This is a genomic window from uncultured Proteiniphilum sp., assembly GCF_937873925.1.
GTDB lineage: Bacteria > Bacteroidota > Bacteroidia > Bacteroidales > Dysgonomonadaceae > Proteiniphilum.
In genome coordinates this window covers 1-12512 of sequence record NZ_CALNAT010000213.1, presented here as the reverse complement: position 1 = coordinate 12512, position 12512 = coordinate 1, and the positions used below count along the sequence as shown (strand labels likewise).

Below are 12512 nucleotides of genomic sequence, written 5' to 3'. Positions count from 1 at the left end.
ACTACATACGTGCATCCTCTCGAAATCAATTCAAAAGCTATACTCCCCGTTCCGGAAAAAAGATCCAGGGCAGCCGTCTCTTCCCAGTCCAAAAGATTATTGAGGACATTAAAAAGCCCCTCTTTGGCAAAATCAGTCGTAGGACGAGCTTTCAGATTTGGTGGAACCTGAATTCTTCTGGACTTGTATTTTCCTCCGATTATACGCATAGGTCAGCCAATATATCAGTAGGGAGCGTTCTCTTTTGTCCTTCTGTCAACATCACCTTCGGATTCAATGCCACCTGTTCCACCCGCCGGATCAGTTTTCTGAGCAGGTCGACTGTTGCTCTTTGGGAATCGATATCACCGGAAATAAAAAGCCTGTCTGTAGATTGGTCGAAAGCGAGTTTCTCCCACACACTCGCGATAAAATAAGTAGCGTCGTGAGGATCGGTTGCCTGAAACGTATTGGTAGAGATCAGTTTGTTGCCTGAAAAAGAGACTGTAGTTACATATTTGTCGTGAAAATCGGCGAAGCAGCATTTTCCATTTTCATTGCCCCTGTGGGATTTGAACAGATGGGTAAGACGGGAACTGTGATGATGGAATGTCGGGTTCCATAAATTCCGGGAAAGGAATGAATGTACCTCTTCATCGACATTGAAAAGAGTCCGGAGCTCACTGTCCGGAGTACTGTCCGTGAGAATAATTCCATTCGTGTCATGAAAATTGAACCGGAAGATCTCTTCAATCCGTTTCTTTTCAAAATAATCTTCGGGAACCAGCGTGTAAAAAGGGGAAACGATGGTAACGGTTACCTGATTAAAAGCCTGGCTAAAAAAGCCAAGGTCGAAAATCAGTTTTTTGATATTATCTATATAGGAAAGTTTACCTCCTAATGCGGTTTCCTGAAAATGAAAAATAGTTGGATCTCCCGGACAATAAATACAAAAAGAAAATCCATTCGGCGACAGCCGAATGGATAAATTGTATCTTTCCGAATATGCCAGATCGATATTTTCAGGTAAAAACATACGTTGACGCCGGGAGGCCGTTATTCCCAGTTACCGGCGTTATTGTTAGCCACTTCAAGTGAACCCACCTGCAATCCGGGATATTTGTTACCCGGACGATCGAGCACCTCCTGGATTTTCTGATCCAGTAATTTTTTGTTGAGATCTCCCAAATAGACCGAGTAGTGTGTTTTTGCCTCAAACACCTGGATGGGATAACCCGATGCGGTGATCAGCGAGTCGACCGCCATCTCGAATTTAGCTCCGTTCCCATAGGGTACGAATGCCAGAGAATCGGGGCTGAAATTGCGGCGATTCGGATACAAGACTTCCACGGCAGGGGAGAAAATAGAGTCTCTCACTAATTGAGGAGCATTTTTTGCTTCATCCCAAAGACCTGCATCCCTTATGGCTTTTTCGTTGCCCGAATTAATTATCTGCATGGCTTTCACTTCTGTCATACCCGCTTCCAACTGAGCTTCGGTGAGATCTCCTGCTTTTACAACTGTAGCAATTCTTCCGTCTTTTACGAAATGGGTCAGTGTGTCAAAACTGGCTGTGTAAGAACCGCTCCGGGCACGCAAAGCGACTTGCGCCGTACGGATATCCACCAAACGTTGGATAACGGCCCGGTCACGTTTTGCTACCTCCGCATTAAAATCTTCGGTTTCTTGGATACTTCTCCAGCTAACATAAGCCAAAAGAATAATGGCTACTGCTAAAAGCACTCTCATTATAACTTTCATGGACTTTTCCTTTTTAATATTTATACTGTTTAAATTTTGACTTTCGGATTTTAGACTACAAATTTAGAAAAAGAATGATAATTGTGCTACTTTTACGGGAAAAAATACCAAAAAAAATGGTAAATCGGTTTTTTATTGAGAAAATCAGCGGAAATTTCCCGTTTAACTTCACAGACGACCAGATGAAAGCCCTGGAAAAGATTGCCGGTTTTCTTTTTTCAGGGATCGATGACCATATCTTTTTGCTTACAGGATATGCGGGCACGGGAAAATCCTCCCTTATCGGGAGTCTTGTAAGAACGATGACCGAATTCAGGCAAAAAACCGTTTTATTGGCGCCTACGGGAAGGGCGGCGAAGGTTTTTTCGGGCTACGCCGCCCAACAAGCGTTTACCATTCATAAGAAGATATACCGTCAACAGAAGTTTGCCGAAGGGACACCCCATTTTTCCCTTTCCGAAAACCTGCATAAGCATACGCTCTTCATTGTGGATGAGGCATCGATGATCCATAATGAATCGTCCGATTTCTCCATTTTCGGAACGGGGAGGTTGCTGGACGACCTGATAGAATATGTTTATTCGGCCGAAGGATGCAGGATATTGCTTATGGGCGACAGCGCGCAGTTACCACCGGTGAAACAGGAGCATAGCCCCGCGCTCGACAAAGATATACTGCGTTCTTACTCACTGGAGGTTGCAGAGGCGACTTTGACCCAGATCGTACGCCAGGAGGAGGAGTCGGGTATCCTGCATAATGCTACGGCGCTGAGAAATGCGTTAAGATTTCAAAAAACGGATGAATATCCGAAACTGAAAGTGAATGGCTTTGCAGATGTAATGCGGATCACAGGAACTGAATTGATCGATGAGATCTCCAATGCTTACCGGAAGGACGGGATGGAGGAGACTATCGTCATTTCCCGCTCCAATAAGCGGGTGAACGCCTATAATAACGGGATCAGGAACAGGGTATTATACCGGGAAGAGGAGATTTCCACGGGGGATATGCTGATGATCACCAAGAACAGCTATTTCTGGGTAGATGGTTTCGAAGATATCGATTTTCTGGCTAACGGAGAGTTTGTAGAAGTCCGGCGTGTGAAGGGAGAGGAGGAAATGTATGGTTTCAGGTTTTGCAATGTGCTGTTGTATCATCGCGATTATGAGATTGAATTCGAGGCAAAAATCATTCTGGATGTACTGTATACCGAGGTCCCCGGGCTTACGCGCGAACAAAACGAGCGTCTTTTTGCCAATGTGATGGAAGATTATGCCGATATATCCCGGAAACAGTTGAGGTACATGAAAGTGAAGTCCAATCCCTGGTTCAATGCATTGCAGGTGAAGTACGGATACGCTGTTACCTGCCATAAGGCGCAGGGTGGGGAGTGGAGGAATGTGTTCCTTGATCTGGGGTATATCCAGAAATCCTATATGGGTGAGAACTTTTACCGTTGGCTTTACACTTCCATTACCCGTAGTTCCCGGAAGTTATTTCTTGTGAATTTGCCCGATGATTTTGTGGAGCTTTCCAAATAATGATTACTTTTGTAAGTTGCAAATACCGGGAATACCGCTCAATGTGAGTCTGTAATGAAATCCCCGGTAATAAGGATATCAGATGTCGGAAAAAAGAAAAGAATATATCGATCAACTTTTGAGTGATCTGAAATTATTGGAAGAACGCCTCCTGTCGGTCAAGGAAAGCGATACGTTGCCTTTCTCGTTTTTCAGCGCCTCTTTCGACCGGTTAGAGAAGATATCGCGGTCGCTCCATGAACTGGAACTGATGCAGATCGGAGAGATGAAGAGGCAGATGGAGCGGTTGGTAAGGTTTCTGTCGGAATCGGACGGACGGAACAATGCTGTCCGGGAACCGGCGTATGAAAAGAAAAAAGAAGCGGTAGAGGAAGTCCCCGAAAACCGGGAACAGGCTCCCCGGGATAAACCTGAGGTTGCAGAGGCACATGCGGATCAACCGGGTATATTGCCGGCACAGCCGGATTTTTTGGATCAACCGGAATATTCAGAGCAGTCGGAACATTCAAATCACCCGGAGTATCCTTCGGCGGAAACGGATGATATTCTCCCAGTACAGGAAAGAGTCAGCTTTACTGAAAGAATAGTCCTGCCCGAATACAAGGATCCACGGATCACCGGAGCCGTACCTCCTCCTCCCGCCGGGACAGGGCCGGACCCCTCCGAAAAGAATGGAAAGGAAAAATCCGTGATGCGCTCTTTGAACGATATCATCCAGGCGCCGCCTGCGTTACTGGATCTGAAAAGGGGGATCAGCCTCAATGACCGTTTCTTGTTCCAGAGGGAACTGTTCAATAACAACCGCTCTGAGATGAATAATGTAATGGACAGGTTAAATGCATTGGGAAACTTTGAAGAAGCTGAGATCTATTTGAAGGATGAGCGGGATTGGAATTTCGAAGATCAGACGGTAAAGGAGTTTCTCCGGATCATCAAAAAGGGTTTTGAGTGAGCAGGAAGGCAGGGAGCATGGGGAAACTATACGTGGTGCCCACACCGATAGGTAATCTGGAAGATATTACCCTGAGAGCGATCAGGATACTGAAAGAATGCGATCTGATCCTGGCGGAAGATACGCGTACCAGCGGTATCCTGTTGAAACATTTCGGCATAGAAACGCGCATGCAATCCCACCATAAATTCAATGAACACCGGACAGTAGCCCATGTGGTAGAGCGGATAAAAGCCGGAGATCACATCGCATTAATATCGGATGCCGGCACACCGTCCGTTTCCGATCCCGGTTTTCTGCTTGTGCGGGCCTGTGTACAGGAGGAGGTGGATGTGGAGTGTCTTCCCGGAGCGACTGCGTTTGTGCCCGCCCTTGTGGAATCGGGTTTGCCTGCAGAGCGCTTTAGTTTCGAAGGCTTTCTGCCGCAGAAGAAAGGGAGACAGACACGGTTGAAGCAACTGGCGGAGGAGAACCGGACCATGATTTTCTATGAATCACCGTACCGCGTGGTGAAAACACTTTCCCATCTTGCGGAGAATTTGGGTGATGACCGGGCGGCTTCGGTATCGAGGGAGATATCGAAAGTCTATGCGGAAACGGTGAGAGGTACTCTGGGTGAATTGATCGCCCATTTTACCGGAAATGAGCCGAAGGGGGAATTTGTTATTGTCGTAGCGGGAAAATGAGAATTTGATAATCAAACTATTTTGAGAGTTAATCGTTAATTAAATGATTGTACGAAACCGGACATGGTAATCAAGAGGAAAGAACAAAGAGCCAGGAATCAAGACATCTCAGTTTCTGCGTTTTGATTTTAATTTCTTCACTGATATATTTATCTTGGTTCTTGATTTCTAGTAGTCTTGGTCCCGCATGGTTTCATACACCTTTAAGTATTAAGAAATTGATTATAAAAATGAAAAAGATTGGAATATTGTTTTTTGTTATGGGACTCATCGTTTCATGTACAAACGTAAGGGAATCGAAAGAGTATAAGGAGCTTCAGGCTCAACGTGACTCTTTGTTACAGCAGTCTGCCGGAACCGAAGCCGAGGCGGCTGAGATGATGGCTGTGATCAGTGAGGTGGAAGATAATTTTGCCAGGATCAGGGAGGCGGAAAAATATATTTCCACCCAGTCGGCACAGGAAGGTGAAATGAACAAGGATACCCGCGACAGGGTGAATGAGAATTTCAAGATGATCAACGATATCCTGAAACGAAACAAGGCCCAGTTGGATGAACTGAACAGGAAATACAGCGGGAACAACAAGGAGATAACATCGCTGAAAAATACCATCACCCGGCTGAATAACGAAATGAAGGAGAGCGCCTCCCGCCTGGTGGAATTACAGAGCCAGTTGGCGCAGAAAGATGAGCAGATCACCCAACTTTCGCAGGATATCGCCTCCCTGGCGGTTGAAACTGAAAACCAGTCAGCCACTATCCGGGATCAGGACAGATCATTGCATACAGCTTACTATGTCTTTGGCACGGCCACTGAACTGAAAGACCAGAAGATACTTTCGGGTGGGTTCCTGCAACAGACGCGTGTGCTGCAGGATACGTTCAATAAGGATTACTTCCTGAAAATCGATATCCGCGAAGTGACGGAGATCCCGTTGTATGCCTCAAAAGGCAAGTTATGGTCTACACATCCCGAAGGTACTTATGAATTTGTAAAGGGTAGCGACGGGAAACTCACTTTCCAGATCACCGATACACAGCGTTTCTGGAGCCTTACCAAATATCTTATTATTGAAGTGAACTGATAACGAATTGATCACGATAAACTGAAAAATAACATTGCGGAGTGGCCGGAAACCACTCCGTGATTTTTTACTGATGCAATACAAGAATCTTTTTATTGATCTGGATGATACCCTATGGGATATCCATAGAAACGGAAAAGAGTGCCTGGAGGAAATTTACCGCGATTACGGGTATGGGAAATTCTATCCTACGTTTGAAGCATACTACAACATTTATATGCCCGGCAATCATCATCTCTGGGATTTATACAGGCAGGGGGAGATTACTAAAGAAACGCTCATCGTAGAGCGTTTTCTGACGCCTGTGAGAGCATTCGGGATCGATGACCCTGAGTATGCAAAGAGATTAAGCGCCGATTTTCTGGAAAGGACCACCCGCAAAACACGACTGATCGATGGGACGCTGGATCTGCTGGACTACCTGAAATCCAGATACAGGATGCATATTCTTTCCAACGGATTCAGGGAGGTCCAGTTCAAAAAGATCGAAAACTCGGGACTGAAGCCTTATTTCGACAAAGTTATCCTTTCCGAGGATGCGGAAATCAATAAACCGCATCCCGATATATTTACCTATGCATTGAAGAATACCAATTCGCGGCGGGACCAGACCGTGATGATCGGTGACAGTTGGGATGCCGATATCGTGGGAGCGTATCAGAGCCGTATCGCACAGATATGGTTCAACCCCGGGAGCCTGGCTCCGGTGGGTTTTGAACCTACGTATACCGTGCAGACGCTGGCCGAAATAAAGGATATTCTATGATTCGGCACGGCGCAGGGGCATTGTCATGCATCTTGGGCCGCCACCCCCGCGGGGAAGTTCCGACCCTTCGAGGGTGATCACACAATTGCCTGCGGAAGCAATATCCCATTGACCGCTGATGATATCGGCGGCTTTTATCACTTCAAACCCGTTCTTGTTCAGCTCTTCTAATGTGTGAATATTTCGTGCATAAGAGATCACTTTGCCGGGAGCAATAGCCAGGAAATTAGCGCCGCTATGCCACTGTTCCCGCTCCTGATCCCAATCATCGGCTTTGCCGCCACATACAATCGGCATCAGATCGACTCCCAGTTTTCGTAACAGGTTCAAAATACTGCTCGCCGGAGAGATCTTTGTCACCTTGCCATTATCGATCTGCATGTGTACGGTCTGATAGGGGGAGCTGTTCATTATCAGTGGTTTATAGATCATTGCTTTGTCTTCGTCGAGCATAGTGAAGACCATATCGAGATGGATGAACGATTCGGGTGATTCCGGTAGTTGCTGGACGACGACATGCTTTTTCCCCGCGTCGGTCTTGCAGAACTCCCGTACCAACAGGTCTATTCCCTGGGTGCTGGTTCTCATGCCGTTGCCGATCAGCAAAATGTCGTCTCTCACAACCAGTATGTCGCCGCCCTCTATCTTTACCAGCGGGTTGTTTTGCGACAGATCATAGCTGTTCACCACATTGGCATTAAAAAAGAGATCGCTCCTGAAGATGGCGTCCATGATCAGCGATTCCCGTATACGAACTGTATTGGCCATCTTGCAGACCAGCGCATTGTTCCCGATAACGGCCGAGGGGTCGCGTGTGAAATAATAGTTGTAGAGCGGTTTCAGGGCGTAATACTCTTCACGCAGGAAATCGGTCAGCGTATTGATCCTGAGGGGGAGTCCTTCGATCAGCACTTTTGCGAGGGTGGAAGGGGGAAGGTCCATCAGGTAATCGATATATTCCGTCGCCTGTTCCGTACTACATGTCTTCCGGATCAGATCGCTCTTCAGATGCTCATGTTCCAATACCTTTGTCAGTAGATCCGAAACCTCGTACACATCCGACGTTTTTTTTAACACAGCCAGTAGCTGGTCGTATTCCCTCCTGGCAATGGAAAGGTTCAGTATATCGCTGTATAAGGCTCTCTGTGCGTGCCGGGGAGTCATGTTTTCCACTTCGGCGCCGGGATAATGAACCAGCACGGCTTCCAGTTTACCGGTCTCTGCCTGGACCTGTAAGGTGCATTTCTTGTTTTCGGTCATAGGGGTAAGTTAATTATTGAGACAAAAGTAGAAAATATCTGTTGCTTTCTTCCCATTTTTTCTCTATTTTTGAGAAACTATTTCGTTAAGCTAAATGAACCAAGGATAAGCTTACCTGATTATCGTGAGTTCCATACACTGAAATGAAATAAATAAATCGTATAAAATAGTCTAACTTTAAGAAAATATATTTTATATGGGACAAATTACCCTGAAAGATATTGCCCAGGCACTCAATCTTGCTCCATCCACCGTTTCGAGAGCAATGAAGGATCATCCTGCTATCAGTGAGGATACAAGAAGGCTTGTACAGAAATATGCGGAGGAACACAGATATAAACCCAATGTACTGGCCCTTCAACTCCGTACAAACCGGAATAATACCATCGGCGTAATTGTGCCGGAGATTGTGCACTATTTCTTTTCTACTGTACTCTCAGGTATTCAGCAGGAAGCAGAGAGCGAAGGTTATAAACTGCTCTTCTGCCATTCCCAGGAAGATTATGAGCGGGAAGTGAAAAGTGTGGAAACCTTGCTTGATGCACGCGTATGCGGAATTCTGGCTTCACAGTCGAAAGAGACACGCCGATACGATCATTTTCAGGAGATCATTGACAATAATATCCATCTTGTTTTTTTTGACCGGATCTGCACGGGTATCAACACCGATAAAGTGGTAGTAGACGACTATGCGGGCGCCTTTAATGCCGTGGAATATCTGATAGGGACGGGATGTGAACGAATTGCATTCCTTGGCTCCCATCCATCGATGCCTATCGCCAATAACCGGCGTATGGGGTATGAAGACGCATTACGGAAGCATAGGATCCCTATCGGAAAAGAGATGAACAGGGTATGCGATACGATAAAGCTGGCAAAAGAGGTAATACCCGGCATGTTGCAGCTCGATCCCCCTCCGGATGCATTTTTCTGTGTCAATGATGAGGTAGCCGCCTATTGTGTGCAGATCGCGAAATCCGCAGGGTTCAGGATACCCGGGGATGTATCGGTGTGCGGTTTTACCAACAGTTACATCACGGAGGTAACGGATCCGACACTGACCACGGTAGACCAGCGTGGGTTCGAAATGGGGAAAGTAGCGGCACGGCTGCTCATTAACCGTATTGAAGGGAAAGAGACCAAGCCGGGTATCGTAAGCCGGTTGATCAAGACCGAACTGGTTATCAAGGGTTCGACCAGAAAATAATTATTCAGTCGTAATTCAATAGCTGTTCGGCGACAATTCGGTAATCAAATGCACACGATTGCATGGAAAAACCGGATAGTTTACGGAAAAAGATATTTTCGGGCCGGGAAAAGATTGTATATTTGTTTTAGTTAATAAATCCGGTAAAATGTAACGAAAAAGTTCCATACGACCTTGGTGTTAAAAATAAATAGGGTCATATGAAGTAAATTTATATCATTGATAATCTACAACATGAAGAAAAAACATTTATCTTTTTGGGAGATCTGGAACATGAGTTTCGGCTTTTTGGGTATTCAATTCGGTTTTGCCTTGCAGAATGCAAACGTGAGCCGCATTTTCGAGACCCTCGGTGCAAGGGTGGAAGATATACCCATTCTATGGATCGCCGCTCCCATCACCGGATTGATTGTGCAGCCCATTATCGGGCATTTGAGTGACAAGACCTGGAACCGTTTCGGACGCAGGCGCCCCTATTTTATGATAGGGGCCCTCTTTACCACACTGGCGCTGTTCTTTATGCCCAACTCCCCCTCTCTCTGGATCGCTGCCGGAATGTTATGGATCATGGATGCCTCCATCAATATCTCCATGGAGCCGTTCAGGGCGTTTGTGGGCGATAATCTTCCCACCGAGCAGCGGACGATGGGTTTCGCCATGCAGAGTTTCTTTATCGGTACCGGCGCCGTGGTGGCTTCGGCTTTACCTTATATGCTGACCAACTGGTTCGGTGTTTCCAACATAGCCCCAGAGGGAGTAATTCCCCAGTCGGTAAAATTATCGTTCTACATAGGCGGAATAGTACTGCTTGCTTCAGTACTTTATACCGTTTTTACATCGAAGGAGTACTCTCCCGAAGAACTGGTTGCCTTTGAGGAGGAGAAGGAAAGAACCACCGGTGTGAAAACGTTGGTGAAAGCGCCGGTAACGCCGTCCCAGTTTTTAAAGAACGGAGCCGTATGGACTGTTATAGGCCTTGCTGCCATTTTGCTGATCATGTTTACCGACCTGGGCAATCAAAATGAACAGCTTTTTATTGTGGGAGGGCTATTACTCATTTTCGGCATTATCCTGATCCTCTCCGGGCTTATCAGGGGAAAGTCGGACGAACCGACAGGATTAGTGGGGATCATGAACGATCTGTTGCATATGCCGAAGACAATGGGACAGCTGGCTGTCGTGCAGTTCTTTTCCTGGCTGGCATTCTATGCCATGTGGATTTATACCACGCCGGCCATTACACAACATGTGTACGGCACTACCGATTCCACATCTGCATTGTACAATCAGGGAGCGAACTGGGTAGGCGTGTTGTTCGCCGTATACAATGGCGTTTCTGCTGTAACTGCCTTCCTTCTCCCCGTGATTGCCCGGCAGATAGGCCGGAAATCGACCCATGCGGTAGCGCTGGCGTATGGGGGAATTTCCTTTATCTCACTTTATTTTATCAAAGACCCGGGTATGCTGCTTATTCCTATGATAGGGGTGGGTTTCGCCTGGGGCAGCATCCTCTCGATGCCTTACGCGATCCTCACCGGTGCGCTGCCGGCCGGGAAGATGGGTACTTATATGGGAATCTTCAATTTTTTTATCGTGATACCCCAGATACTGGCTGCCAGTATCCTCGGGTCTATTACCCGTGACCTGTTTCATGGAGAGGTGATCCTGACGATGGTACTTGCCGGTTGTTCCCTGATTATGGGAGCCTTCTCCGTCTTTTTCGTGCAGGATAAGGATGATATTTACCGACTTAGAAAGAGATAAGGTAGTAAGGTGTGTGGGATTAATACGCCAATGTGCCAATGAGACTAATGAGATGATTCGACAAATTGAAATGAGAACTTATATGAAAAAAATATTTCTACTATTTCTTTTGCCGGCGCTGTTAATGGCGTGCGGTAATCAAAACAGGAGTCAGGAGAAAGAAAACGGTGTAAAAAATGCACATCCGGAATGGGTATACGATGCGGTAATCTATGAGGTAAATACGCGGCAATATACGCCTGAAGGGACATTCAACGCTTTTTCGGAGCATCTGCCCAGACTAAAGGAGTTGGGAGCGGACATTCTTTGGTTTATGCCGGTGCAACCGATTGGTGAAAAAGATCGTAAAGGCACGCTGGGCAGTTATTACTCCATCAGAGATTATACTGAGGTAAACAATGAGTTCGGAACGCTGGCCGATTTTAAAGCAGTAGTGAAACAGGCGCAGGAGCTGGGGATGAAGGTGATCCTCGACTGGGTGGCCAACCATACCTCCCGCGATGCCGTGTGGGTGGAGCCCCATCCCGATTGGTACGTGAGAGACAGTCTGGGAAATCTGAATATTATGTACGACTGGACTGATATCGCGCAGTTGGATTATTCTGTCCCTGAGATGCGGGAAGCAATGATCGAAGCGATGAAATTCTGGATCCGGGAGACCGGTATCGACGGATTCCGTTGTGATGTGGCCGGTGAAATTCCTACCGATTTCTGGGAGGCGGTAAAAGATTCACTTACTATGCTGAATCAGGATATCTTCCTGCTGGCCGAAGCGGAGAAACCGGAACTGAACGAGTCGGTGTTTGATGCCTATTACGCCTGGGATTTCCATCATAAGATGAACAACGTGGCCCAGGGGAAAGAGAATGTCGATTCATTACGTTCTTCCCTGCACAGGATGAACAATCGTTTTTCTTCCAATGCCATACCGATGTATTTTACCTCTAACCACGATGAAAATTCATGGAGCGGTACGGAATTCGAACGGATGGGGGAAGGGGCCAAACCGTTTGCGGTGCTGACCTATATGCTTCCGGGCATACCTTTGATATATAGCGGACAGGAAACGGGATTGAACCGCCGGCTGGCGTTTTTTGAGAAGGATATTATCGATTGGGATGATAAAGAAGGATTCAGTGACCTCTATACGAAACTGAATACATTTAAAAAACGGAACAAAGCGTTATTGGCTCAGGAGCGTGACGGGGAAATGACAGAGATACCCAATGACTGCCCTGAAAATGTATGGGCATTCAGACGCATGAACAATGAAAACGAAGTGGTCTGCGTTTTCAATTTCAGCCGGGAAACGGTAAATGTGAAATTTAACGCGAAAATACCGGGTGAAGGATTTTCTTCTTTCCCGGATTCATCCGAAGTGTATCCTGTGGAGGAAATGGAACTGAAACCCTGGGAATACAGGATCTATTCGAAATAGGGTTTCAGGGTTTCCACCCAGTTGATGATGCGCTCTTCCGTCAGGTCGGGCTCATAGTCGTCATCCAGCGGAA

At 46.6% G+C, this 12512-nt stretch carries 12 protein-coding genes; 8 read left to right on the top strand and 4 right to left on the bottom strand.

All coding sequences use genetic code 11. The annotated features are described in order from the left end of the window. The 3 genes from Q0502_RS14375 to Q0502_RS14365 all read right to left on the bottom strand — a co-directional run. Positions 1–209, bottom strand: a 209-nt coding sequence (locus tag Q0502_RS14375) for an RsmD family RNA methyltransferase (protein ID WP_298652072.1), incomplete at its 3' end; no start/stop codon positions are given. Next, entirely contained in the window at positions 200–1015 is an 816-nt protein-coding gene (locus tag Q0502_RS14370) for a DUF3822 family protein (protein ID WP_298652069.1), read from the bottom strand. The genes Q0502_RS14370 and Q0502_RS14375, both read right to left, overlap by 10 nt. 20 nt (positions 1016–1035) lie before the next feature. After that, positions 1036–1740 (bottom strand): hypothetical protein, encoded by a 705-nt coding sequence (locus tag Q0502_RS14365; protein ID WP_298652068.1) that lies wholly within the window; start codon positions 1738–1740, stop codon positions 1036–1038. A 116-nt stretch (positions 1741–1856) separates the two neighbouring features. On the opposite strand from Q0502_RS14365, the gene Q0502_RS14360 reads away from it, so the two are divergent. The 5 genes from Q0502_RS14360 (at position 1857) to Q0502_RS14340 (ending at position 6770) form a co-directional block, all read left to right on the top strand. Next, positions 1857–3281, top strand: a complete 1425-nt coding sequence (locus Q0502_RS14360; RefSeq protein ID WP_298652065.1) for an AAA family ATPase — start codon at positions 1857–1859, stop codon at positions 3279–3281. A gap of 82 nt (positions 3282–3363) precedes the next feature. Then, the gene (locus tag Q0502_RS14355; protein WP_298652062.1) at positions 3364–4233 is read left to right on the top strand and encodes a hypothetical protein; all 870 of its coding nucleotides are present in this window, start codon (positions 3364–3366) and stop codon (positions 4231–4233) included. Between the two features lie 17 nt (positions 4234–4250). Continuing rightward, positions 4251–4919 (top strand): 16S rRNA (cytidine(1402)-2'-O)-methyltransferase, encoded by a 669-nt coding sequence (gene rsmI / locus Q0502_RS14350; protein WP_298652075.1) that lies wholly within the window; start codon positions 4251–4253, stop codon positions 4917–4919. A gap of 230 nt (positions 4920–5149) precedes the next feature. Beyond that, the gene (locus Q0502_RS14345; protein ID WP_298652059.1) at positions 5150–6004 is read left to right on the top strand and encodes a hypothetical protein; all 855 of its coding nucleotides are present in this window, start codon (positions 5150–5152) and stop codon (positions 6002–6004) included. Between the two features lie 73 nt (positions 6005–6077). Beyond that, positions 6078–6770: a YjjG family noncanonical pyrimidine nucleotidase gene (locus tag Q0502_RS14340; RefSeq protein ID WP_298652057.1), complete on the top strand. Its 693-nt coding sequence runs from the start codon at positions 6078–6080 to the stop codon at positions 6768–6770. On the opposite strand, the gene Q0502_RS14335 is transcribed toward Q0502_RS14340, so the two are convergent. Then, complete coding sequence (locus tag Q0502_RS14335; protein ID WP_298652055.1) at positions 6765–8030, bottom strand: arginine deiminase family protein; 1266 nt, start codon at positions 8028–8030, stop codon at positions 6765–6767. The genes Q0502_RS14340 and Q0502_RS14335 overlap by 6 nt on opposite strands. Before the next feature lie 196 nt (positions 8031–8226). On the opposite strand from Q0502_RS14335, the gene Q0502_RS14330 reads away from it, so the two are divergent. The 3 genes from Q0502_RS14330 (at position 8227) to Q0502_RS14320 (ending at position 12439) form a co-directional block, all read left to right on the top strand. Further along, a complete protein-coding gene (locus Q0502_RS14330; RefSeq protein ID WP_298652052.1) occupies positions 8227–9237 on the top strand; it encodes a LacI family DNA-binding transcriptional regulator in 1011 nt (336 codons plus the stop codon). A gap of 234 nt (positions 9238–9471) precedes the next feature. Beyond that, positions 9472–11001 (top strand): MFS transporter, encoded by a 1530-nt coding sequence (locus Q0502_RS14325; protein WP_298652049.1) that lies wholly within the window; start codon positions 9472–9474, stop codon positions 10999–11001. A gap of 82 nt (positions 11002–11083) precedes the next feature. After that, on the top strand, positions 11084–12439 hold the full coding sequence (locus Q0502_RS14320; protein WP_298652046.1) for an alpha-amylase family glycosyl hydrolase: 1356 nt from the start codon (positions 11084–11086) through the stop codon (positions 12437–12439). Positions 12440–12512 lie beyond the last annotated feature (73 nt).